Origin of the sequence: Oceanimonas baumannii (genome assembly GCF_002245495.1) — a bacterium.
Lineage (GTDB): Bacteria > Pseudomonadota > Gammaproteobacteria > Enterobacterales > Aeromonadaceae > Oceanimonas > Oceanimonas baumannii.
This window is the reverse complement of record NZ_NQJF01000005.1, coordinates 187,902-212,220: the sequence shown is the minus strand read 5'-3', so window position 1 is coordinate 212,220 and position 24,319 is coordinate 187,902. Positions and strand designations below refer to the sequence as shown.

Below are 24,319 nucleotides of genomic sequence, written 5' to 3'. Positions count from 1 at the left end.
CTGGTTTGCAAGGTGCGGAGTATTCCGCTTTTGTGTTGGCATAAAGAGTAATAGCTTATGACTGGCAACAGCAATAGTCATGCGATTCCATTAATGATGCCGTATTTATTAAAACTCTTTTAAAATCATAAGTTAACAGAAAAAAGCGAAACAGGCTGACGTAACAAGTTTAAAAAAAACGCTTCAGCATATGACGAGGTCTGTCTTTAGTCCGTTATTCAGGCTCGGCAGTGGCATTCAAAATGGCATTGAGTTTGTCTTCTGCTTCTTTAGAAGCCTGTTCTACCACCTGCTGATGGTGCTTTTTCTGTTGCTCTATGACTTCCGGCTCGGGCTTCGCTTCTGCAGGTAATTCAGGAGTGGTCTCGGAATGAACCCCATTTTCTACCACTTCATCAATATGATCCCCTACATCGGCGACAGGCCCGGGCCCCTGAGTATCACAGCCGGTCAGAATGCCGAAAAACACGCCTATCACACACAAGGTTAACTTTTTCATCGCAGGCTCCAGTTGTGCTAATTAAAAATAAATAAATGTATAAAGGGCACCTTATGGGTGCCCTTTTAATTTATTTCAACCGTTATGGGTTATTTTCTGCGCCAGCGGGTACCTTCCGGACCATCTTCCAGCACAATGCCCATGGCGGTAAGAGAATCCCGTGCTGCATCAGCAGCAGCCCAGTCTTTATTCTGGCGGGCATCAAGACGGGCCTGGATCAGGCGTTCTATTTCGGCGACGTCGTCGTCGGCACCGGCATCGCCGCGCAGGAAGGCTTCGGGCTCCTGTGTCAGCAGCCCCAGAACCCCGGCCAGCTCACGCAGGCGGGCGGCCAGTCCGGCGGCCGCTGCGGCGTCCTGGCCTTTCTGGCGGTTGATTTCCCGAACCAGATCAAACAGCACGGAGTAGGCCTCGGGCGTATTGAAGTCATCATCCATGGCGGCATTGAAACGGGAAACAAACTCCTCGCCACCGGCGACGGGTACCTCGGGCAGATCCCGCAGTGCGGTATAGAGCCGCTCCAGAGCGGTGCGGGCCTGTTTCAGGTTCTCGTCGGAATAGTTGAGCTGGCTGCGATAGTGACCGGACAGCAAAAAGTAGCGAATGGTTTCACCATCGTAGTGGCTGAGTACGTCACGAATGGTAAAGAAGTTGCCCAGAGACTTGGACATCTTCTCCTGATCTACCATGACCATGCCGGAATGCATCCAGGTGTTCACGTAGGGGCTGTGGTTGGCGCAGCAGCTTTGGGCGATTTCGTTTTCGTGATGGGGGAACTGCAGATCCGAGCCACCGCCGTGAATGTCGAAGTGCTTGCCCAAATGCTTGCCATTCATGGCGGAGCATTCGATGTGCCAGCCCGGACGACCCGGACCCCAGGGGGAATCCCAGCTCGGCTCACCAGGCTTGGACTGCTTCCACAGCACAAAGTCGAGAGGGTTCCGCTTGCTCTGCTCCACTTCCACCCGGGCACCGGCTTGCAGTTGCTCCAGGTTCTGGCCAGAGAGTCTGCCATAGTCGGCAAAGCTGTTGACCTCAAACAGGACATCGCCATTGTCGGCGACATAGGCGTGACCGTTCTTTATCAGGTTTTCCACCATCTCAATGATTTCGGGAATATGGCCGGTAGCCCTGGGCTCGATATCGGGACGGGCAATGTTCAGGGCGTCGAAGTCCCGGTACATGTCGGCAGTCAGACGTTCGGTGAGAGCATCGCAGCTTTCCCCGTTCTCTGCTGCACGTTTGATGATTTTGTCGTCAATGTCGGTGATATTGCGTACAAATGTCAGATCGTATCCGGCATGGCGCAAATAACGGGTGACCACATCAAAGGCCACAAAGGTACGACCGTGGCCGATATGACAGAGATCATAAATGGTTACACCACACACATACATGCCAACCTTGCCGGGCACCAGGGGTTTGAATTCTTCTTTTTGACGGGTAAGAGAGTTGTATATTTTCAGCATTTTTTCGCGTCTTGTGGTGGTGAGTGGTAATTTAAATCGCCACCTATTGAACCGTTAATGACGGACGGGTGCAAGTCCAACTCCTTTTACATGCCGCCCTGTACCGGCTTTTGCAGCCGGACAGGAAGGTTGATGGATGCGGCCTCAGTTGATGTCGTGGTTGGCAGGTGGACGTTTGGTGCCGGTAATCATGGACTTAACCAGGTTTTCCCGGTGGCGCAGCCCGGTCAGTGCCACACCGGCAAGGTGCAGGGCCACCAGCGCCAGCAGGGCATTGGCGATAAACTCATGTACTTCTTCCAGCCAGTCGCCACCGGTATCAGAAACATACAGCCAGCCGCTGGCGGTCAGCGATATCAGAGCACCGAGCAAAGCCAGAACCATGGCCGCTCCTGCCGGATTATGGCCGATATAGCGCGGCTCGCGGTGGTGGCGTAGTTCATGCAGGTAGTGAAGGGTAACCGAGGGTGAGCGCACAAACTGGCTGAAACGGGCATAGTGTGAGCCCATCAGCCCCCAGATCAGCCGGATGGCAATCAGGCCCATGACGCCATAGCCCACCAGTTCATGGACCGACTGCCATTCATCGGCGGTAAGCCAGGCCGTGGCGAAGGCCGCCACCAGCGACCAGTGGAACACGCGAACCAGAGGATCCCATACCTTGATCAATTGCATTGCTATTCTCCCTTGATGGTGGCCAATACCGGCCTTGCTATCACTTTAAGGGAGCAAACTTAAGGCTACATTAAGTGTTATTGCGGTGGTTTAATAATATGCACTGCTGTGCCCGGCAGCATGGACCGAAGGAGAGTGAATGCGCATTCTGGTGGTAGAGGACAACCCGGATATTCTGGTCAATATCGTTGATTATCTCAGTCTTAAGGGATGTGTAGTGGATGCGCTGCACAACGGTACCGCCGCTGAGACCCTGCTGGGCCGTGAGGAATTTGATCTATTGGTGCTCGATCTTGGTCTGCCGGGACTCGACGGCCTGGAACTGTGCCGGCGCTTGCGCACCGGGCTGAATCCGCTGCCGGTATTAATGCTGACCGCCCGGGATACCCTGGATGACAAGCTGGCCGGCTTTGAGGTGGGGGCTGATGATTACCTGGTGAAACCCTTCGCGCTGCCAGAGCTGTGGTCGCGCATTCAGGCGGTGCTCAAGCGCAGCCAGCATCAGCTGGTGCGCCGGCTGACGGTGGGTGACCTGAGCCTGGACCTTGGTACCCTGAAGGTCAGCCGGTGCGGGCAGGACATCAGCCTCAACCCCAAATGTCTGAAGTTGCTGGAAGTGCTGATGAAGCATTCACCCGGCGTGGTCAGCCGGGCCACTCTGGCCAATGAGCTGTGGGCCGACGAGCCTCCCGACAGTGACGGCCTCAAGTCTCATATTTACCTGCTGCGCAGCGCTATTGATAAACCCTTTGCTCATCCTCTGCTGCACACCGTGCATGGCCGGGGTTACCGGCTGGTGGCTGACGATGATGCCACTGACCATTAATGCCCGCCTGCGCTGGGGGCTCAACCTGCTGATCGTGACCCTGAGCCTGGTCGCGACGGTGGCCATGGTGCTGCTGGTGTTCTGGTTTGAACGCAGCCTGTTTTACAACCATCTGCAAAGCGATCTGCTTGACCAGGTACGGGCCCACGCTGGCCTGGAGCAATCCTTGGTACAGCCGATGGCGGACACTACCTATTACAAGCTGCCCGCCGAGCAGCAGAGCTTGTTGCCGGAGCCCTTCCGGGGTTATCCGGAAGGGGGCCATGAGGTGCTGCTGGCGGACGGTGCCTATAACCTGTTTGTGCATTATGAGCCTGGCTGGGAGCATGTGCTGGTGCAGGATCAGAGCGAGTTTGAGCGTTACGAGCTGCGGGTGTTCGGGGGGGCCGCGCTGGCCGTGCTGGCGATATGGATACTGGGCTTCTGGCTGTCGCAGCGGCTCAGCCGGCAAATTCTGCAGCCGGTTTCCCGGCTGGCGGCAGAGGTAGCCCGGCTGCGCCATCAACCCGGTGCCCGTCTGCAGGGTGTTTACCCCCAGGACGAGGTAGGGCAGCTGGCACATACCTTTGAGGAATATGCCGGGCGGGTGCAGGAGTTGCTTACGCGGGAACAGCAGTTTTCCGCCAACGCCAGCCACGAATTGCGCACCCCTATGATGGTGATCCGCGGTGCCCTCGACATGTTGCGGGAGACCGGCAGTGGCACGGCGGAGGAAGTCCGGCAACTGGATCGCATGGCCGCAGCGCTGGACGACATGCAGCGGCAGGTCGAGCTGTTTTTGCAATTGTCACGGGCCCCCGAGGCGGCGGCCCGTCACGATACTTTTGTGCCCCTGGGCCAGCTTGCGGCTGCCTGTATCGAAATCTGGCAGGGGCAGGCCGGGGCCCGGGGGCTGACTCTGGCCCTGACGGTAGCGGCGGATGAGCATCCCCAGGTACCGGCCACTCTGGCCGGGGCGGTGATTAATAATCTGTTGCGCAATGCTCTGGCTCATACCAGCGAAGGTCGTATCGAGCTGTGCCTGGGGCCGGACTGGCTGGAGGTATGTGACAGCGGCGAGGGCATTGAGCCGGAGGTGCTGGCCCGGGTACGGGAGCGGGGCATAAGTCGCAGCGGTGGCTTTGGTCTGGGCCTGGCCATTGTGGAACGTATTTGCGAACATCAGGGCTGGCGGTTAAGCCTGGCGTCGAATCAGCCCAGAGGCACATGCGTACGTATCGTCTTTTGACTTTTTTTTCACTTCCCTCCGATTAACCTTGGTGGCAATGTCGCCGCTGCCGGCCTGGTGCCGTGACTGCGGCTTGTTCTGCTGTCGAGGTTGCTCATGGGTATGTCTTCTCAACCGGGTATTTCGTCCCGCCGGCTGGTGCTGCTGCTGGCGCTGTATTTCTTCTTTGTGCTCAACCTGCCACTCACCACCAAGCTGGCCGGCATACTGGAAAGCCTGGACGGCGTCAGCGCCGGCTTTGTGCTGTCCATTCCGGTATTTTTCGTGGCGGCGCTCAACCTGCTGTTTACCCTGGTGGCGGTGAAATACCTGGAAAAGGGTATTTTTATTGCGCTGTTGCTGCTGTCCTCCATGGTCAGCTACGCCATGTTCCAGTATGGGGTGGTGTTCGATCAGGACATGATGGCCAATATCATGCAGACCCACCAGGGGGAAGCCAAATCCTATCTGAACGCTGCTTCCCTGTTGTGGTTTGTGCTCACCGGTGTGGCGCCGGCCCTGCTGCTGGCCCGGGTGCGCATTGAGCACGGCGGCGTGCTTAAGGATCTGCTGTGGAAAGGGGTGTCGGTGCTGGGCTCGCTGGCTGCCATCGGAGTGATTGCCGTTGGTTACTATCAGGATTATGCCTCGGTCGGGCGCAACAACAGTTACCTGAGACAGCTGATCATTCCTACCTACTTTCTGTCCAGCGCCGGCGGTTATGTCAACCAGACTTATCTGAAGGAAGAGCTGCCCTGGCGTACCCTGGGAGAGGACGCACGGGTCGGGCGGCCGCATCACAACGGCAAGCCCAACCTGCTGGTGCTGATGGTAGGGGAAACCGCCAGGGGCATGAACTTCGAGCTCAACGGCTACCCGCGTGATACCAATGCCTTTACCCGTGAACAGGGGGTTGTGTCATTCCAGGCGGTCAGCTCCTGCGGCACCGCCACCTCAGTATCGGTGCCCTGCATGTTCTCGCGCCAGCCCAAGTCGGACTATGACGCCGAGCAGGCCGAGCGCCAGGACAACCTGCTGGACGTACTTGAGCACGCCGGACTCGATATTACCTGGCTTGAAAACGACGGCGGCTGTAAAGGAGTGTGTGAGCGGATACCCACCCAGTCGTTCCGTCCCGAAGACGGCGGCCAGCTGTGTGATGGTGACTACTGTCAGGATGGTGTGCTGCTGTCACCTTTGCGCCGGGCGCTGGACCGGCCAGGCCAGCAGGATCGGGTGCTGGTGCTGCATATGGTGGGCAGCCATGGCCCCACTTATTACCAGCGTTATCCGGCGGAGTTTGCCCATTTCACCCCCGACTGTCAGCGCAGCGACATTCAGAACTGCAGCGTCCGGGAACTGGTGAACACCTACGACAATACCCTTTACTACAGCGATTACATCATCAGCCAGGTGCTGGAAATGCTGAAACAGCATCAGGCGCAGTGGAATACCGGCCTGGTGTACCTGTCTGATCACGGCGAGTCCCTGGGTGAAAACGGGCTCTATCTGCACGGCCTGCCTTACGCGCTGGCACCCGTTCAGCAAACGCAAGTGCCCATGCTGATGTGGCTGTCTGCCGGTCTCGGCCGGGAAAACGGCCTCGATAACGGCTGTCTTAAGCAGCAGGCAAAAGAGGGCCGTTTTTCCCATGACAACCTGTTTGACTCGGTACTGGGACTGATGGGGGTGCATACCAGCCAATACCAGCCCAAACAGGATCTGTTGGCTCCCTGTCGTTCTGCCTGAAGTAGTGAAGCCGGGTTTTGACCTTTTTTCGACTTTGGTGCCCTTAGCATGGGTGTTTTAACCTGACTGGCACAGTGAACATGACGCGACTCAAACAACGGCTGGGGCCGCTATGGCCTTTTTTCTGTTTTTTGCTGCTGTGCCTGGCACTGCTCAGCCTCAGCCGGCTGGGGCTGGCATGGTGGCAGGCCGAGCGGGTAACCGGGGCCGATGGCTGGGGGCCTGTGCTGCTGCAGGGGCTGCGGGTGGATGTGTCGACCTTGTGCTGGTTATTTGGGGTGCCGGCGGTATTCACCTTGTTGCTGGCCGGCAAACACGGCCCGGGCCGCGTCTGGATGGGGCTGATGCGTTTGTGGCTGACCGCAGGCACCGGCCTGCTGCTGTTGCTGGAGCTGGCGACCCCGGCCTTTATCAACACCTATGATCTGCGCCCTAACCGGTTGTTTATTGAATACCTGATCTATCCGAAAGAAGTATTTGGCATGCTGTTGCAGGGGCACCTGCCGGCGCTGATGCTGGTGAGTGTGCTGGTGCCGGCGGCCCTGTGGGGCGGCTGGCGCTGGTCGGACCGGTTGTGTCGCGACTTAACCATGCCGGTCTGGTACTGGCGGCCGGTACTGGCGGTGCTGGTGCTGTCACTGGGGCTGCTCGGCGCCCGTTCTACCCTGGGGCACAGGGGGCTGAACCCGGCACTGGTGGCCTTTTCCACCGACCCGCTGGTGAATGGTCTGGTGCTCAACTCTGCCTATTCGGTGGGCTTTGCGGTGAAACAACTGGGTAAGGAGGAAAGCGCCGCCTCCCTCTATGGCCGGATGGACCGGCAGCAGTTGCTGGATACCCTGCGTCAGGCTCAGGGACGACCGGAGCATGAGTATGTGTCTCCGGCGTTGCCGAGCCTCACCCGCAACACCGCCAGTTATCGGGGCAAGCCTAGAAATCTGGTGATCATTCTGGAAGAAAGCCTGGGTGCTCAGTTTGTCGGTACCCTGGGCGGGCGGCCGCTGACCCCGGAATTTGACCGGCTGGCCCGGCAGGGCTGGCTGTTTGAACAGCTTTATGCCACCGGCACCCGTTCGGTGCGCGGCATTGAGGCAGTGATCACCGGCTTTACCCCCACGCCGTCCCGGGCCGTGGTCAAGCTCGACAAGAGCCAGACCGGCTTTTTCACCCTGGCACAACTGCTGCGTAAGCGGGGCTACCACACCCAGTTTATCTATGGTGGTGAAAGCCATTTCGATAACATGGCCAGCTTTTTTCTGGGCAATGGCTTTGAGCATATCGTTGATCAGCGGGACTTCGAGTCGCCGGTGTTTGAGGGATCCTGGGGAGTCAGCGACGAGGATCTGTTCGTGCGTGCCAATCAGGAATTTGAACAGCTGCACCGGAGCGACAAGCCCTTTTTTAGCCTGGTATTCAGCTCCAGTAATCACGATCCCTTTGAGTTTCCCGATGATCGTATCGTGCTGTATGAGCAGCCAAAGCAGACCCGTAATAACGCCGCCAAATATGCCGACTATGCGCTGGGGCGCTTCTTCGAGCTGGCGCAACAATCCGACTACTGGCAGGACACCCTGTTCCTGGTAGTAGCCGATCACGACTCCCGTACCTATGGCCCCGAGCTGGTGCCGGTGCCACACTTTCGCGTGCCGGCCCTGCTGTTGGGTGAGGGCATAGCACCGCGCCGTGACGACCGCCTGGTGAGCCAGATTGATTTGCCGCCGACTCTGCTGTCGCTGGCCGGTATCGACAGCGACAATCCCATGCTGGGACAGGATCTGACTCGTTATTCCCCCAACCGGGCCCTGATGCAGTTCGATCAGAATTTCGCCTTGCTGAAAGGACGCGACATGGTGGTATTGCAACCGGAGCAGGACGCCCTTGGCTTTCAATATGACGCCGGTCAGCAGTCGCTTACCCCGGTGCCGGCGGATGCCGGCCTGGCGCAGCAGGCTCAGGCCTATGCCTTGTGGGGCAGCCTGGCCTATCAGCAGGGGCTGTACCGGCTGCCGGCATCGTCTGACAGCGGCTTTATTGCCGGTCGGTAGCGGGCAGGGGTTCGCTATCGCTGCCGCTTGCGCTAAACTCGGCACCTGAACTTTAACACTCGGAAGCATGAACATGGTCACACTGCACACTACCTACGGCGATATTACTCTTCAGCTGTTTGCCGACAAGGCACCGGAAACCGTTGCCAACTTTCTGCAATATTGCCGCGACGGTCACTATGACAACACCCTGTTTCACCGGGTGATTGACGGCTTCATGATCCAGGGCGGCGGCTATGGTCCGGGCTTTGAAGAAAAGGAAACCCGTGCCACCATCAAAAATGAAGCAGACAACGGCCTGACCAACAAGGTGGGTGCCATTGCCATGGCCCGTACCATGGAGCCGCATTCTGCCACTGCTCAGTTCTTCATCAATGTAAATGACAATGATTTTCTGAACTTCAAGTCTGCCACCACTCAGGGCTACGGCTACTGCGTGTTTGGTGAAGTGAGCGAAGGCATGGACGTGGTCAATAAAATCAAGGGCGTGGCCACCGGCACCCGGGGTTACATGCACCAGGATGTGCCGGTAGACGACGTGCTGATCACTGGCGTAACTATCAGCGAGTAAGTCATATCGCACTGTGTTGCAATGCCCGCCTAGGCGGGCATTGTTGTGTCTGGAACCGGATCTGAGCCGATGCCCCATACCCTGTTTATTGCCGACCTGCATTTGAGTGATGGCCGGCCCGATATTACCCATGCCTTTCTTGAATTTATGCGTGACGAAGCGCCCGGGGCAGATGCCCTTTATGTGCTGGGCGACTTGTTTGAATTCTGGGTTGGCGACGATGAGCCCGTCGAGCTGAACCGGCAGGTGGCGGCGGCATTCCGTACCTGCAGTGAGGGCGGTACGCCGGTGTATTACATTCACGGCAACCGGGATTTCATGATTGGCCGGCGTTTTGCCGCCGAGGCGGGCATGACCCTGCTGCCTGAACATCATGTGATCGACCTGTACGGCGAACCTGTCCTCATTATGCATGGCGACACTCTGTGTACCGACGACGCCGGCTATCAGCGTTACCGCCGTATCACCCGTTGGCGCTGGCTGCAATGGCTGTTTCTGTGTTTGCCTCTCCGCAAGCGGCTGGACATCGCCGACGGCATTCGCGGCAAGAGTGCTCAGTCCAAACAGGGCAAAAACATCACCATTATGGATGTAAACCGGCAGGAGGTGGCCCGGCAAATGCGCAAGGCCGGGGTAAAGCGGCTGATCCACGGCCATACCCACAGGCCCGCCATGCATGATTTTATCCTTGATGGCCAGCCTGTTCAGCGGCTGGTGCTGGGTGACTGGTACACCCAGGGCAGTGTACTGCGCATCGGCCCGGATCATGCTGAGCTGCAGAGTCGTGAGCTGGAGGAAAACAGATGAAGCCAGGCAAAACCGGAATACGGCGGTTGGTGGCGGCGCTGGGTTATTCCCGTCAGGGGCTGGTCAGTGCTTACCGTTTTGAGGCAGCCTTTCGTCAGGAGCTATGGCTGGCGCTGGTGCTTGTGCCCTTTGCGCTCTGGCTGGATTTGTCACTGACGCATACCTTGTGGCTGCTGGTCAGTCTGGTCATGGTGCTGATTGTAGAGCTGATAAACTCCGCCATTGAAGCGGTGGTAGACCGCATCGGCCCCGAACATCATGAGCTGGCGGGGCGCGCCAAGGACATGGGGTCGGCGGCGGTACTGCTGACCTTGTTGCTGGCAGTACTGGTCTGGGGGCTGATACTGGCAGACCACCTGCTGTGAGCAGGGCCGCCGTCACCGCGCCTGCTGACTCATGCAACACCCGCCAGTATGGAAAATGGTGGCGTTATCCATATGCTCAGGGAACGGCCAATCGGTAGCCAATGCCTGGCTCTGTCAGCAAAATACGCGGGTGGGCTGGCTGGGCTTCGAGTTTCTGACGCAACTGTGACATATGCACTCGTACGTATTCATGGTGCTCTACGTGGGCCGGCCCCCAGACTGCGCTCAGGATCTGGCGATGGGTAACCACCTTTTCGGCATGGCGTAACAGGAACAGCAGCAGTTTGTACTCGGTAGGGGTCAGATGCAGCAATTCATTCTCCCGACATACCCGCCGGGCTGTCGGATCTATGCTGATATCCCCCAGCTGCACAGGGATCCCGGTGTCTCGTCCGGGACGGCGCAGGGCGACCCGGATCCGTGCCAGCAGCTCCTGAGCACCGAATGGCTTGGTCAGATAATCGTCGGCACCGGCATCCAGTGCTTCCACTTTTTCCGCTTCCCGCTCCCGGGCCGAGATCACGATCACCGGTATTTCTGACCAGGCCCTCAGCTCCTGCAGCAGTGCGACGCCGTCGATATCTCCCAGTCCCAGATCGAGCAACACCAGATCCGGTGTATGACGACTCAGGCAGCGGAGTCCTTCGGTACCACTCCCTGCGGCTTCGATTCCATACTGATGGCTGCGTAGCAGGGTCTGCAGAAAACGGGACATGGAGGTGTCATCTTCGATAATCAGGATATGGGGCTGGTTGGCCGTCATTGTTCTTTTCTCCAGGCAGGCCATACCAGGCGAGCCATCATGGTTTGTCCGTCATTATTTTCGGTTAGGTAGAACGTGCCCTGGTGCAGGTCCGCGACCGCCCGGCAGATGGGCATCCCCAGGCCCGCATTGCCGTCACTCTGTGGCCGGGATACCGGCCCGCAACAGCCGTTGTGCAGGACAAAGGCATACAGCTCGCCATGCCAGAGGCCTTCCAGGCGGAAGGGAGGTAAACCGTGTCGCACGGCATTTTCCAGCATATTGGCCAGGGCAATTTCCAGCAGGGTGGCGTCGCCCTGGACCGGAGTGGCATTCTCGATGGAAAAGTCGAAGTGGACGGCATCAAATAAAGCACCGCGCCGGCGCAGGGCAGCGCTGACCACCTCTTCCGGTATCAGTGCCTGATGAACCGGTTGCTCCTGACGCTGAACCCGGTTGAGTTCCATGACCTTATCAAAATGGCTGCTTAATACCCGGCTTTGCTGATAAATGGCTTCGGCGATTTCCCGGTATTCCTCTTCCTGCAGGCGGACCTGGGTATCTGCCAGCATACTGGCATTGCCCATGATGCTGGCGAGGGGCGTACGCAAATCATGGGACAGGGAACGCAGCAGGGTGTTACGGCCACTGGTCAGTTCGGCCTCCAGTCGTGCTTCCTGTTCGGCCCGGGCCAGACGAGCCCGGGTAAGAGACTGGCCCAGCAGCGAGGCCGCCACTTTCAGCAGAGTACGGTTGGTCTTGTAGGCGCGCTCAGGGCAGCAAAGGTAGACCGCCAGTTGCTGCCGGTCCCGTACTGGCAAGGCCTGGTGCCCGGCCGGCGGCCCGGAATGGATGCTGACCGGATGCCCCAGCCGCCGGCTCAGTAACCGGGTCATAAACTGGTACATGTCTTCGGGCCGGTTGTGGCCGGGCAGGCCCCGGGCCAGCAGAAACATGCCCCTTAGCTGGCGCAGCAACTGCCGTACCCGTTCAAGCTGGCTGCGTAGCTGGCCGCTGAGCCGGCTGATCAACAAGCCCACTGCCAGCATCACCGAGAAGGTGAGCAGGTAGTCCAGGTTATGGACGTCCAGGGTATAGTAAGGCTTCACAAAGAGCAGATCGAATAACAATACGCTTAATATGGTTGCCAGGCTGGCAAAACGGCTGCCCTGGCGGATCGCAATGACCGACACCACCAGCAGCAGCGCCATGGCGATGTCGGTGGTGGTGAGGAAGCGCCGCAGCGGCAGCAACAGCAATGCGGTCAGCAAAGGCCCCCCCAGGCCGGGCAGCCAGGGGGGAAAGCGTAAATTATCCGAGGGCAATACGGCCTCCTGCGTAGCGCAGCGGACGCTCCGGATTACCCGTCAGGGCGGTAAACAGATATACCGGGCTCAGCTTGCCAATGATCATGACCGCCATGATGAGTGTTTTGCCAGCCTGACTCAACTCTCCGGTGGCTCCCATGGAAAGACCGACAGTACCCAGGGCTGAAATCAGCTCGAAGATCATGGTGAAGGGCGCAGCGGAAGGCATCAGCCAGAACGCGATCAGTGACGCCAGCAATAGCAAGATCAGGGTAATAACCAGAATACCGGCCGCCCGCAGCATGGACTCGGTTCCTATCATCCGGCCCAGCATGCGGGTTTCGGTCCGGCCCTGCAACGCGGCGACCACGCCGGTGATCAGCAGCACGAATGTCGTTATCCGGATACCCCCTGCGGTGGAGCCAGAGCCGGCACCAATGCCCATGTTGAGCATCAGCCAGCTTTGTCCGGCCGTACTCATGGCGGCGATGTCCAGGCTGTTGAAGCCGGCGGTACGTGCGGTGGCGGTCTGGAAAAAGGCATGTAACAGGCGATCCTGCCAGTCAAGGCCCGCCAGGGTGTGGTTGTGCTCGAACAGCAGCAGTAACATCGTGCCTGCCACCAGCAAGGTCAGGGTGGCCCACAGCACCAGCCGGGTGTGAACACTGCGGCAACGGCGCAACACCAGCACCTCGTACATCACGGCGAATCCCAGACCACCGGTGATGAAACCCGCTGCATGAGCCAGAACCACCCATCCTGCCGATACCGACATCAGAGAATCGCTGAACAGGGCAAAGCCGGCATTATTAAAGGCTGATATGGCATGGAACAGACTGGTACCGAGCCCTTGCTGCCAGCCCAGTAACGGAACCCAGTGCAGGGCGAACAGGATGGTCAGCACCAGTTCGGTCCCCAGACTGAATAGCAGGGAAAAGCGGATGACGTCCGACAGCCTCAACTCGGGCCCCAGCTGCCAGAAGGAGCTGAGCATGGCCTGGTTGCGCAGACCCACACTGGCGTTGAATGACAGCATGGCGGCCGCGCCGAGGGCCATGTAGCCCAGGCCACCGAGCTGGATCAGCAGTCCGATAATGGTCTGGCCCAGCGCTGAATAGATGGTGCCGGTATCGACCACCACCAGCCCGGTTACGGTGACCGCCGAGACGGCCGTAAAAAGAGTATCAATCCAGCTGGTCGGCGTGTTCTGGGCGGCGGGTAACAGCAGTAGCAGGCTGCCGGCCAGCGCCAGAATCAGGTAGCCCTGTAACAGCAGCAGCGCCGGTGAGCCCAGCCGTTTGTGGGTCAGGACAAGTTGTGCAGACATGCTTCCAGTCGCTCCTTTTCAGCCAGCAGCAGTAATTTGTCACCTGGTTGCAGGCGGGAGATCTGAATCAATTGTTCGGATTGATAACTGTTGTAGCGGGTGATGCCCAGCAGCCGGATATGATGGCGACCGAGCAGGCCCGCCAGATTGTGCTCGAGGTGGGTGGCATTGACTTCCAGCTCCGCCATTACCTGGCCGGTAGACAGAGGCTGTCGTGTCAGCAGCTCGGGATGATCCATCCAGCTGGCTGCCATTTCGCCCATGGCCTGCTCCGGATTGATGGCCCGGGTCACCCCCATCTTCAGTGCCAGCTTGTAGTGGTAGTTATCACGGGTTTTGCACCAGATGGTTTCCACTCCCGCTTCTTTCAAATTAAGGATGGTCACCAGGCTGCTTTGCAGATCGGTACCGATGGCCACCACCACCGCGAAGAATTGCCGCCAGTCAATACTGGCCGTCACTTTGGGATCGGTGCTGTCGGCGATAATGGCTTCGGCCACGTCATCGGCAATGGCATTGACCCGTTTCTGATCCGAGTCCATTGCCATGATGTCAAACCCTGTTTTTTGTGCTGCCCGGCAGAAGGCGGAACCGAACCGGCCCAGGCCGATGACTGCAATACGTTTTTTTGCCATGGTTTTATGTCTCCGTAAGTGGGACTGCAAGCCTACGGAAGCGGGTGTAAAAAGGGTGTTTAGATTGGGGAGAGGGGTATAAAGAAAATATAAAGAGTGTGGGCCTGACCGGGGTTGCAGGGGATAAAGGCCTGAACTCAGTTGCCGCCCGGTCCGGGATACCGCCCTTAATGTAACGCATTTTGATTATTTGTGTTTCATATGTGTTTATTTAAAGTATTCATTTCTGTTATGTAACGCCAGCCTCTAGCATCAGGGACATGCGCTGAATCAGCCATTTATCGGGCGCAGTTAACCACCCTGTTACAGCTATAAGGAAGGAGTCTTACCATGCAGATGCCCAGCACCCTGACCATCCCCAACGGTGGAAAAGTTCGCGGCATGTTTTCCGAGGCGGAAATGCGTTCCCGCCAGCATAAACTGCGCCAGTATATGGCCGGCAATGATGTGGATGCCGTGTTGTTCACCTCCTATCACAACATCAACTACTTCAGTGATTTTGTGTATTGCCGTTTCGGTCGGGATTATGGTCTGGCGGTGACGCAGGATATTCACACCACCATTACCGCCAATATCGACGGTGGCCAGCCTTACCGCCGCAACGCCCTGGGCGACAACCTGGTATACACCGACTGGCAGAAGGACAACTTCTTCCGTGGTGTACAGCAGTTGATCGGCGGCGCCAGACGGGTGGGGGTGGAATTTGACCACCTGAGCCTGCAAAACCTCGACAAGCTGAAGGCCGCGCTGCCGGACGCCGAGTTTGTTGACATTGGCGTGCCTACCATGAAGATGCGCATGAGCAAGTCCGCCGAGGAAATTGCCCTGATCAAGCAGGGTGCCCGGGTGGCTGATGTGGGCGGTGCCGCCATCCGCGACGCCATTGGCGTAGGTGTGCCCGAGTACGAAGTGGCCCTGGCCGGTACTCAGGCCATGGTGCGCGAAATTGCCCGCACCTTCCCCCATGGCGAGCTGATGGACACCTGGGTCTGGTTTCAGTCCGGTATCAATACCGACGGTGCCCACAACCCGGTGACCAGCCGCAAGATTGAAGCCGGCGACATTCTCAGCCTGAATACTTTCCCGATGATTGGGGGTTACTACACCGCGCTGGAGCGGACCCTGTTCAGCGAGTTCGCCTCCGACCGTCACCTGGAGCTGTGGGAAATTAACTGCAAGGTACACCGTCGTGGTCTGGAGCTGATCAAGGCCGGCAACCGCTGCTGTGATATTGCCGCCGAGCTGAATGACATTTTCGCCGAGCACGATGTGCTGCAGTACCGCACCTTCGGTTACGGCCATTCCTTCGGCACCCTGAGCCACTATTACGGTCGTGAAGCGGGCCTGGAGCTGCGTGAAGATATTGAAACCGTACTGGAGCCGGGTCATGTAGTGTCCATGGAGCCGATGATCATGCTGCCGGAGGGCTTGCCGGGTGCCGGCGGTTACCGCGAGCACGACATCCTGGTGATCAGTGAAAGTGGTGTGGAAAATATCACCCGCTTCCCCTTCGGCCCCGAACACAACATCATCAAAGGCTGATGAAAGCAGGCTCGCCCACAAGGTGAGCCTGCTTTGTTTTAACGGCAGCGAAGGGAATATGTTGCCGTTCTGCTGAAGATGAGGCCGGCACGCCGGCAGCATCAGTAATATTAACCCCGCTTCGCAAGAAGCCGCGCAACGAGGTAGCAGTCATGTTGAATGCATCCTGGACCATGGAATGGTTTGTCTATCTGAACGTCACCATTATTGCCTGGGCCACCTTGTCCTACGTCTATCGGGAATACCTTCGTCAACCCGGCGATGAATGAAGGCACCAACCAAAGGGAGTTTGTGATGGAAAATTATGCATTGTTAAACTGGGCTCTGCTGTTGGGCTCTTTCGGTGTGCTGATCTTTATTGGCTATCTGTCCAGCCGGGTAGTCAAAGACAGTGATGAAACCGGCTTCCTGGTGGCCGGTCGCAGCCTGGGCCCGTTTGTGGGAGCCGGCACCATCGTTGCCACCGGCTTCAGTGGCTGGGGCTTTATGGGCTCTCCGGGCGTGGCTTACGAGTTCGGCTCGGTAGAAGTGCTGGGCAACTTCTTTTTTGCCCCGGCCATGGTGATTGCCGTGCTCTATTTTGCCCATTTTCTGCGCCGGCGCGCCGAGGAGCTGGGCAGTTGCACTATTCCCGAGTATGTATCCCAGCTGCACGGTGGCGGCCAGTTGCTGGAGCGCTGGGTCAAGGGCGTGGCCGCTACCATTACCATCGTACTGCTGCTGGTGTTCCTCACCAGCCAGATCAAGGCGGTGGGCCTGCTGGGTGCGTCCTGGCTGGGCATTGAATTGACCGAAAGCGCCTTGCTGATGATCTCGGTGATTATCCTCTACACTATGCTGGGTGGCCTGGCTGCCGTGGCCTGGACCGATACCCTGATGGTGGCGGGGATGGGCATAGGTGCCGTGGTGATGATGGTGCAGATCTTTACCGACGTCAGCCTGACCGAGATGATTGACCGGCTGAATGCGGTTGATCCCGAATTACTTAACCCGAGCACCTCGGCGCCCTATGGTGATAGCAAGGGGTCGGTTTTTCTGGTGCTGCCTTACGCCTTCCTGTTTACCGCCGTGCTGCCCTATATGGCGGTGCGCTTCCTGGCCTTCAAGCCGACCGTCAAAATGCATCAGGTCGCCATCTGGGTTGCCCCCATGGGCTGTCTGCTCAGTCTGGTTCCCATTGTGGGCATGTATGTGCGCATTGCGCACCCCGAGCTGGCGGAAGCCGATCAGGCCATGCCGGTGTATCTGGCGACCTTTCTGCACCCGGCACTGGCGGGTATTATCACCCTGTTTATTCTGTTTGCGATGAAGTCCACCGCCAACTCGTTGCTGCATACGGTGTCGAGCGCGGCCTCTCACGATCTGCGTACCGCCCTGTTCCCCAACAGCAAGGCGTCCGGTGCCCGTATTTTGTGGATTAACCGTATCTGGGTGGCCATTCTCGGCTTTGTCGGCTTCCTGATGATGCTGTATGCGCCGCCCTTTATGCTTTCCTGGCTGGGCATTCTCGGCTCCGGCACCCTGCTGGCGGTGATGATCGGGCCGGTGTTTATCTCGTCGTTCTGGCAGGGCAATGGCTATGGTGCTCTGGCTGCCATGCTGGCCGGCCTGATGACCAGCGGCAGTTTTCTGTTGTTCACTGAGGTAGGCTGGGTGGAGGGGCCACTCTATGGCTGTCTGGTATCGTCGGTGGTGTATGTGACGGTCAGCAAGCTGACACAGGTCGTGTCGGGTGGTGTTGTTGCTCGCAGTTGTTAAGTTCCAGTCGAATCCATTTTGAATCAGGGCCCGGTATATCCGGGCTTCTTCGTTTCTGGCAGCCGCGAACAGCGGTGGTCAGGATCACGTTTTGAGTATTGTCGTATACAACAGCTGCCCGGCTTTCTGATAAGCTCCCGCGCTTGATTTTAAACCCATGGCGGATGAAAGTATGGTTAAAGATGCCTTGCAGCAAGACAAGAGACTGAGCATCAAGGGATGGATATTGCTGGCCGATATCGCTCTGTTTGCCCTGTTACTGACGTTTCTGCCCTTTGAACCCGGTGTTAACAAGGGCCTAAGCCTGCTTATCTTCATTGCCGTGCTGTGGCTGACCGAAGCCGTGCACATCACCATTACCGCACTGATGGTACCGCTGCTGGCGTCGGTGATGGGGATTCTGTCCACCGGAGCGGCGCTGGGCAATTTCGCCAATCCCATCATTTTCCTGTTCCTGGGAGGCTTTGCGCTGGCGGCTGCCATGCATAGTCAGGGTCTGGACAAGCTGATCGCCAGCCGTATTCTGCGTCTGGCCAACGGTCGCCTGAGTCTTGCGGTGCTATTGATGTTCCTCACCGCTGCCTTTTTGTCGATGTGGATCAGTAATACCGCGACCGCCGCCATGATGCTGCCGCTGGCTTTGGGGTTGCTCAGCTGTCTGGACCAGCAACAGCACAGGGCTACCTATGTGTTTGTACTGCTCGGTATTGCCTACAGCGCCAGCATTGGCGGCATCGCTACCCTGGTGGGCAGCCCGCCCAATGCCATTGCCGCTGCGGAAGTGGGCCTGAGCTTCAGTGACTGGATGGCTCTTGGTCTGCCCATTACGCTGATGCTGTTGCCGCTGACCATCGTGCTTCTTTACCTGTTGTTCCGCCCGCAGCTTGGCCAGCGTATCGACCAGCCTGAAGAAAGCATTCACTGGACGGGAAAGCGGAAAATCACCTTGGGCATTTTTGCCCTGACGGTAGCACTGTGGATTTTTTCCAAGCCGGTCTCTGCCGCCCTGGGCGGGCTATCCGGCTTTGATACCCTGGTGGCCCTGCTGGCTATAACCCTGATTGGTCTGAGCAGGGTGGCCGAATGGCAGCACATTGCCAAGCATACCGACTGGGGCGTGTTGCTGCTGTTTGGTGGTGGCCTGACCCTGAGCAGTGTATTACGTGATACCGGTACCAGCCTGTTTCTGGCCAATGTGCTGGCGGATCTGCTGGAAAACGCCAGTCCGTTCGTGATTCTGCTGACCATTACTGCCTTTGTGGTGTTCCTGACCGAACTGGCCTCCAATACCGCCAGTGCGGCTCTGCTGGTACCGGTATTTGCTGCGGTAGCTGAAAGCCTGGGACTGACGCCTGTGATGGTGGCGTCGGTGATTGCGGTAGCGGCTTCCTGTGCCTTTATGCTGCCTGTGGCCACGCCACCCAACGCCATTGTATTCGGCAGTGGTCTTATCCGTCAGGGCCAGATGATGAAGGCAGGCTTCGTTCTTAACCTGGCCTGCATTGCCGTGCTCGCCTGTTATTTTTATCTGCTGGGTTAAAGCTGAACAGGTACGGGAGAAGGCTCAGAGGGTATTCAGCCCCTGCCTGAGGTAGTCCAGCAGCATCTTCCCGGCCGGGCTGAGTGTGTTGTTGTCGTAACGAAAACCGATGGATACACTGCCCAGATCCGGGCAATGGGCAAAACCCGGGGAGGCCTCCAGTCCTTCCGGCACCGTACTTTTCGCGAGCGCGCTGATACCGAGACCAGCCTTGATGGCGGACTGAATGCCCAGCAAGCTGGAGGTGCTGTAGACAATACGCCAGGGGATATTGGCTTTGCTCAGCGCCTCGATAATGGAGCGGCGATACAAACATCCCTTGGGGTAGAGGATCAGGGGCAGGGGATCTTCAGCAGCAAGCATCATATTGTTGTTGCGCACCCAGACCAATGGCTCCGTGATGTAATCGGTCAGTTGTGGCCGGGCCAGATGGCGTTCTTCAATGGCCATCACCAGATCGTAAGCGCCTTTCTGGTAATCACTGAGCAGGTTAGCACTGATGTCGCTGCTGACATCCAGTGTGACACCGGGATAAGCCTGGGCAAAGCGGCCCAGAGTGGCGGCCAGAAACGATACTTCAAAGTCAGTGGGGATGCCCAGACGCACCGAGCCGCTGACTCTGGGGGCTCCCAGGCGGGAAATCAGGGCATCGTTTAGTTCCAGCATTCGCTGAGCGCAGGTCAGCAGCAGCTGACCTTCTTCCGTCAGCTGAAGGCCCTGACCACGGTTAAACAGCTTGATATTCAGCAGCTCTTCCAGCCGTTTTATCTGCAGACTCACTGCTGGCTGCGAGCGCCCCAGCCGTTCACCGGCCTGGGTAAAGCCTCCCAGTTGGTTAATGGTCACAAAGGTACGCAGTAAGTCAGTAGGCAGGTTTTTCATATCTTGCCGCACCACCATAACAAAGTCTGATGTATCTTTTTTTAACATTAATTTAATAAATAAAAAAGGGCCGGCATTCCAACAGAATGCCGGCCCTTGCTTGGAAGTGCCCGGTTTATTCCTGCTCGGGTCTGGGCTTTTTACGCTTAAGCGGAGCCATGCCGTCGGCGGAGCCATCGCCACCACCGGTAAAGCCTTCCGGCCGCTTGGGTGAGGGCCTGGCGGCGGATTTGGCCGGGCCTTTACCTTTAACGTTGACAGCTTTCTTGCCGCCGGGCTTGCCTTTACCGGTTGGCTTGCGGACCGGGCGCAGCCCTTTGAACTTGCCTTGCAGACCGTCGATGACGCTGAGGGTCACGGTACGCTGTAGAAATGCTTCCACCCGTTTGAACGCCTCCCAGTCACGGGGACCTACCAGGGAAACGGCGGTGCCGCTGGCGCCGGCCCGCCCGGTGCGACCAATGCGGTGCACGTATTCTTCCGGCTGCTTGGGCATATCGAAGTTAATGACCAGAGACACTTGCAGCAGATCCAGTCCCCGAGAAGCCACGTCCGTGGTGATCAGCACCTTGTACTGTCCCCGGGCAAAGGCATCCATAATGCGGTTACGTTCGGCCTGGCTCATGTCGCCGTGCAGTGCTGCCGTGGTCAGCCCCTGCTGCTGCAAGCGCTCGGCCAGCCGCTCGGTATCGGAGCGGGTAGCGGTAAAGATAATGGCCTGCTGGTAAGGCTCGTTGGCCAGCAGGTGGTCCAGCAGCGCCTGTTTGTGATCCAGATGATCACCCAGCATAAAACGCTGCTCAATGTCCTGATGCTCTGCATGTGCTTCACCGATGGCGACCCGTTTGGGAGCGTTCAGCAGTTTACCAGCCATGGTGTTGGCTTCGGCATGATCCAGGGTGGCGGAGAACATCAGCGTCTGGCGGCGGCGATGATCGGCGGCCTGGTGAATGCGTTCCAGCTGAGGTGCAAAGCCCAGATCCAGCATCCGGTCAGCTTCATCCAGGATCAGCAGCTCAAGGCCATTGAGCATCAGTGAGCGAGCGTCCAGGTGGTTAGCCAGTCTTCCCGGCGTGGCCACAATCACATCGGGCTGACGGCGCAAGGCTTTTAACTGATCGTTAAAGTTTTCTCCGCCCAGCAGCAGGGCAATATTGAAATGGCTGCCGGCCAGCGCACGCAGTTGAGCATAGACCTGGCGGGCGAGTTCCCGGGTCGGGGCCAGGATCAGTGCACGTGGGTCTCGCTTGCTCAGCGCCCGGCTTTTCATCATTCGCTGCAGTGCCGGCAGCAAATAGGCCAGGGTTTTTCCCGAGCCGGTTTTGGAAGATGCCAGGAGATCATAGCCGGCCAGTACCACTGGCATGGCTTGTTGCTGGATCTCGGTGGGCATTTCAAGCCCTTGATGATCCAGTGCCCTGACAAGACGGATATCCAGTCCAAAATCACGAAAAGTGTCGTTATGTTGCGCCAAGTAGCTGCTCCGCATATATCGGGAAATGAGTGGCCATCAACCGGCCAGCGTAATTGCAGGATATTGTATAAGAAAGCGGGACGCTTGTAATGGCAAGCCGGCATTTGCCGTGTGACAGGCGGTCGAACTTGTGGCGGGATTTGGTTACTATTTAAACTTTCTTTGTCATGGAATGACCTTTATGACCATGCCTTTTGATACCCGATCTGGTAATCATCTGACTCGCGAGCTGATCGAGGTGCTGTTTCCCATGTTTGAGCAGGCCAGTGCCGGTGCCATCGCGGTGGACCGGCAGGGTCGTATCAGCTGGATTAATTCCCGTTATGCCCGGCTGCTGGGACTGTCGGATACACACTCGGTTATTGGCCGGCCGGTGTGCTCGGTGATAGCCCGCAGCCGCATGCCTGAGGTGGTGGAGAGCGGGAGGCCGTTGTTGCTGGATATTATGGAATATAAAACCCAGCAGCTGGTGGTGACCCGCCTGCCGTTGTTTGATGAGCAGGGAGAAGTGAGCGGGGCTGTGGCTTTTGTGCTCTATGATGACCTGCAACCTCTTACGCCGCTGGTCAGTAAATATCGCCGCCTGTATCAGGATCTGCAGGCGGCCAGGCGTGCTCTGGCCCGGCAAGGACGCAGTACCCGTTATCAACTGGCAGATTTCGCCGGAGCCACCCCGGCAGCACTGGAGGTAAAGCGCCGTGCCAGGCTGGCGGCAGGGCGGGAGATTCCGGTTTTACTGCTGGGAGAAACTGGTACCGGCAAGGAGGTACTGGCTCAGTCGATACATGCTTTGTCTGCCCGTGCCAGTGGTCCTTTTGTGGGGGTCAACCTGGCGGCCATACCTGAAAACTTGCTGGAAGCCGAGTTTTTCGGTGTGGCACCCGGTGCCTATACCGGTGCTGACAAGCGCAGCCGGGAAGGTAAATTTCAGCTGGCCAATGGTGGCACCCTGTTTCTGGATGAAGTGGGTGATATGCCGCAGGCGCTGCAGGCCAAGCTGCTACGAGCCCTGCAGGAACAAGAGGTTGAACCGCTGGGCTCCAATCAGGTGGTACCGGTGGATGTAAGGGTGCTGGCCGCCACCAGCCGTGATTTAACCGAAATGGTTGCTGACGGTCGCTTTCGCTCCGATCTCTATTATCGTCTGAATGTGCTGGAAGTACGTATTCCGCCACTGCGGGAGCGGCTGGGGGATCTGGGGGTGCTGTGCGAAGGGCTGCTGGAAGATATCTGCGCCGGCCACAGCCGGGTGGAAATTACCGATGATGCAGTGGCCCTGCTCGCCCATTATCACTGGCCGGGTAATATCCGCGAATTGCGCAATGTGCTGGAGCGGGCGTACACCATGAGTGAACAGGCCGAGCTGCTGGACGTGGAGCGGATCAACCGAGTGCTGCCTTTGCAAGAAAAAAGAGCGGGCGCGGTGAGCACAGCGACGGTAGCCATGGCGGTGCGTCCCCTTGCCGAGGTGCTGGCGGATGCCGAGGCTGCGGCTATTCAGGCGGCTTTGCAGCAGAGCGGGGGGAACCGTGCTCAGGCCGCCCGTTTGCTGGGTATTTCCCGGTCGGTATTTTATGAAAAACTGGCGCGTCATTCCTGAAAAGCGGACAGGTGTCCGGCAATCCACACACTTCTGTCGCCGATGTTGAGAGAAGTGTCCTGAAATCTGGAATCACTTTTTTTGATCATAATAAAAACCCTTTGTTAACATAAAGTTAACCACTCTGGCATGTTTTCTGTATAAAGTAACATTGAGCATATGGAACCGGTTTTTGGGAAACCGGGAATGTTATCAAGCAGAAGGAAGAACGCATGTCGATAAACAGCAAAGTGACCGCCTTAACCCTGAGCGCCGTGTTTTGTGCCGGCATGGCTGCCACACCGGCCATGGCAGAAAAAGTGCGCTGGCAGGTACCGCTGGCCTTCCCGTCTCACCTGGTCGGGCTGACCACACCGGTCAAGCACTTGTCCGAATCTCTGGCGGCCATTTCCGGTGGCGATGTGCAGCTGCGCTATTATGAGCCCGGCGAGCTGGTGCCCCCTTTTGAAATCATGGATGCGGTGGGCACGGGCAAATATCCCGCCGGTTACACCTGGGTGGGCTACGATCAGGGCACCATTCCGGCACTGCCACTCTACTCCGGTGCCCCCTTCAATATGGAGCCACCGGCTTACCTGGCCTGGTATTACGAGGGTGATGGCAAGGCGTTGCTGGAAGAGATCTACGCCGAGCGCAATATTCATCCCATGCTGTGCAGCATTATCGGGCCGGAAGGGGCGGGCTGGTTCAAGAATCAGATCACCAATCTGGATGACTTTGAAGGACTGCGCATTCGCTTTGCCGGTATTGGCGGCAAGGTACTGGAACAGCTGGGCGCCTCGGTGACCATGGTCCCCGGAGCCGAGATTTTCCAGTCGCTGGAGCGCAACACCATCGATGCCACCGAATTCTCTCAGCCCGCGATAGACAAAATGCTGGGTCTGGATCAGATCGTAAAGAACTACATTATGCCCGGCTGGCACCAGACCCTGACCACTTCTCACCTGCTGGTCAACAAGGATGTGTGGAACAAGCTCAAGCCTGAAACCCGTGCCCTGGTGGAAATGGGCTGTGAGTCGGCCACCCTCAAGGGCTTTGCCCAGAGTGAGTGGGCGCAGCCCACGGCACTCAGAGAATATGAAAAAGAAGGGGTAACCGCTCAGGTACTGCCCGGACCGGTGCTGAGAGAGCTGGAAAAAGTCACCAATCAGGTGATGGATGGCATTGCTGCCGAAGACGAAATGTTTAAGCGGGTGCTGACCAGCCAGCGCGAGTTTATGGAGCACCACTCCATCTGGCACGGCAAAGGTTATCTGCCCCGCGACTTCTATCAGTACGACTAATTAACCGCAGAGCGGG

At 57.9% G+C, this 24,319-nt stretch carries 21 protein-coding genes; 12 read left to right on the top strand and 9 right to left on the bottom strand.

The genetic code is table 11. The annotated features are described in order from the left end of the window. Positions 1–214 precede the first annotated feature (214 nt). The 3 genes from B6S09_RS07620 to B6S09_RS07610 form a co-directional block, all read right to left on the bottom strand. Complete coding sequence (locus B6S09_RS07620) at positions 215–499, bottom strand: hypothetical protein (RefSeq protein WP_094277900.1); 285 nt, start codon at positions 497–499, stop codon at positions 215–217. Between the two features lie 89 nt (positions 500–588). Beyond that, positions 589–1,968 (bottom strand): cysteine--tRNA ligase, encoded by a 1,380-nt coding sequence (cysS, locus tag B6S09_RS07615; RefSeq protein ID WP_094277899.1) that lies wholly within the window; start codon positions 1,966–1,968, stop codon positions 589–591. 144 nt (positions 1,969–2,112) lie between these two features. After that, positions 2,113–2,643, bottom strand: a complete 531-nt coding sequence (locus B6S09_RS07610; RefSeq protein ID WP_094277898.1) for a cytochrome b/b6 domain-containing protein — start codon at positions 2,641–2,643, stop codon at positions 2,113–2,115. Between the two features lie 139 nt (positions 2,644–2,782). Between B6S09_RS07610 and B6S09_RS07605 the strand changes: the two genes are divergently transcribed. The 7 genes from B6S09_RS07605 (at position 2,783) to B6S09_RS07575 (ending at position 10,213) form a co-directional block, all read left to right on the top strand. Further along, complete coding sequence (locus tag B6S09_RS07605) at positions 2,783–3,469, top strand: response regulator transcription factor (RefSeq protein WP_094277897.1); 687 nt, start codon at positions 2,783–2,785, stop codon at positions 3,467–3,469. After that, a complete protein-coding gene (locus tag B6S09_RS07600) occupies positions 3,450–4,697 on the top strand; it encodes a sensor histidine kinase (protein WP_166670290.1) in 1,248 nt (415 codons plus the stop codon). Before B6S09_RS07605 ends, B6S09_RS07600 begins: the two co-directional genes overlap by 20 nt. 102 nt (positions 4,698–4,799) lie before the next feature. Beyond that, positions 4,800–6,425 carry a phosphoethanolamine transferase gene (locus B6S09_RS07595; protein ID WP_208321709.1) on the top strand — a complete coding sequence of 542 codons (1,626 nt, stop codon included), beginning with the start codon at positions 4,800–4,802 and terminating at the stop codon, positions 6,423–6,425. Positions 6,426–6,505: 80 nt separating this feature from the next. Further along, complete coding sequence (locus B6S09_RS07590) at positions 6,506–8,470, top strand: LTA synthase family protein (protein WP_094277894.1); 1,965 nt, start codon at positions 6,506–6,508, stop codon at positions 8,468–8,470. Positions 8,471–8,543: 73 nt separating this feature from the next. Further along, positions 8,544–9,041 (top strand): peptidylprolyl isomerase, encoded by a 498-nt coding sequence (locus B6S09_RS07585; protein ID WP_094277957.1) that lies wholly within the window; start codon positions 8,544–8,546, stop codon positions 9,039–9,041. A gap of 69 nt (positions 9,042–9,110) precedes the next feature. Further along, positions 9,111–9,848: a UDP-2,3-diacylglucosamine diphosphatase gene (gene lpxH, locus B6S09_RS07580; protein ID WP_094277893.1), complete on the top strand. Its 738-nt coding sequence runs from the start codon at positions 9,111–9,113 to the stop codon at positions 9,846–9,848. Beyond that, positions 9,845–10,213, top strand: coding sequence for a diacylglycerol kinase (locus B6S09_RS07575; RefSeq protein WP_094277892.1), 369 nt, complete (start codon positions 9,845–9,847; stop codon positions 10,211–10,213). The genes lpxH and B6S09_RS07575 overlap by 4 nt, the downstream gene beginning before the upstream one ends. Positions 10,214–10,289: 76 nt before the next feature. Here B6S09_RS07575 and B6S09_RS07570 read toward each other — a convergent pair whose 3' ends face one another. From B6S09_RS07570 to B6S09_RS07555, 4 genes are read right to left on the bottom strand one after another with little or no spacing between them, the layout of a single operon-like run. Continuing rightward, the gene (locus B6S09_RS07570; RefSeq protein ID WP_094277891.1) at positions 10,290–10,976 is read right to left on the bottom strand and encodes a response regulator; all 687 of its coding nucleotides are present in this window, start codon (positions 10,974–10,976) and stop codon (positions 10,290–10,292) included. After that, positions 10,973–12,280 (bottom strand): DUF4118 domain-containing protein, encoded by a 1,308-nt coding sequence (locus tag B6S09_RS07565; protein WP_094277890.1) that lies wholly within the window; start codon positions 12,278–12,280, stop codon positions 10,973–10,975. Before B6S09_RS07565 ends, B6S09_RS07570 begins: the two co-directional genes overlap by 4 nt. Then, the gene (locus tag B6S09_RS07560) at positions 12,267–13,589 is read right to left on the bottom strand and encodes a potassium transporter TrkG (RefSeq protein ID WP_094277889.1); all 1,323 of its coding nucleotides are present in this window, start codon (positions 13,587–13,589) and stop codon (positions 12,267–12,269) included. Before B6S09_RS07560 ends, B6S09_RS07565 begins: the two co-directional genes overlap by 14 nt. Further along, a complete protein-coding gene (locus B6S09_RS07555; protein WP_094277888.1) occupies positions 13,568–14,224 on the bottom strand; it encodes a potassium channel family protein in 657 nt (218 codons plus the stop codon). The genes B6S09_RS07560 and B6S09_RS07555 overlap by 22 nt, the downstream gene beginning before the upstream one ends. A 330-nt stretch (positions 14,225–14,554) precedes the next feature. Between B6S09_RS07555 and B6S09_RS07550 the strand changes: the two genes are divergently transcribed. The 3 genes from B6S09_RS07550 to B6S09_RS07540 all read left to right on the top strand — a co-directional run bounded on the left by B6S09_RS07550 (position 14,555) and on the right by B6S09_RS07540 (position 19,064). Then, the gene (locus B6S09_RS07550; protein WP_094277887.1) at positions 14,555–15,766 is read left to right on the top strand and encodes a M24 family metallopeptidase; all 1,212 of its coding nucleotides are present in this window, start codon (positions 14,555–14,557) and stop codon (positions 15,764–15,766) included. A gap of 294 nt (positions 15,767–16,060) precedes the next feature. Next, positions 16,061–17,524: a sodium:solute symporter family protein gene (locus tag B6S09_RS07545; RefSeq protein WP_094277956.1), complete on the top strand. Its 1,464-nt coding sequence runs from the start codon at positions 16,061–16,063 to the stop codon at positions 17,522–17,524. A gap of 172 nt (positions 17,525–17,696) precedes the next feature. After that, complete coding sequence (locus B6S09_RS07540) at positions 17,697–19,064, top strand: DASS family sodium-coupled anion symporter (RefSeq protein ID WP_094277955.1); 1,368 nt, start codon at positions 17,697–17,699, stop codon at positions 19,062–19,064. Between the two features lie 24 nt (positions 19,065–19,088). Here B6S09_RS07540 and B6S09_RS07535 read toward each other — a convergent pair whose 3' ends face one another. Both B6S09_RS07535 and B6S09_RS07530 read right to left on the bottom strand, forming a co-directional pair. After that, the gene (locus tag B6S09_RS07535; RefSeq protein ID WP_094277954.1) at positions 19,089–19,946 is read right to left on the bottom strand and encodes a LysR family transcriptional regulator; all 858 of its coding nucleotides are present in this window, start codon (positions 19,944–19,946) and stop codon (positions 19,089–19,091) included. 115 nt (positions 19,947–20,061) lie between these two features. Continuing rightward, positions 20,062–21,420 (bottom strand): DEAD/DEAH box helicase, encoded by a 1,359-nt coding sequence (locus B6S09_RS07530; RefSeq protein ID WP_094277886.1) that lies wholly within the window; start codon positions 21,418–21,420, stop codon positions 20,062–20,064. Positions 21,421–21,601: 181 nt separating this feature from the next. Between B6S09_RS07530 and B6S09_RS07525 the strand changes: the two genes are divergently transcribed. Together B6S09_RS07525 and B6S09_RS07520 are read left to right on the top strand one after the other, a co-directional pair. Next, positions 21,602–23,020, top strand: coding sequence for a sigma-54 interaction domain-containing protein (locus tag B6S09_RS07525; protein WP_094277885.1), 1,419 nt, complete (start codon positions 21,602–21,604; stop codon positions 23,018–23,020). A gap of 212 nt (positions 23,021–23,232) precedes the next feature. Further along, the gene (locus B6S09_RS07520) at positions 23,233–24,303 is read left to right on the top strand and encodes a TRAP transporter substrate-binding protein (RefSeq protein WP_094277884.1); all 1,071 of its coding nucleotides are present in this window, start codon (positions 23,233–23,235) and stop codon (positions 24,301–24,303) included. Positions 24,304–24,319: the final 16 nt, after the last annotated feature.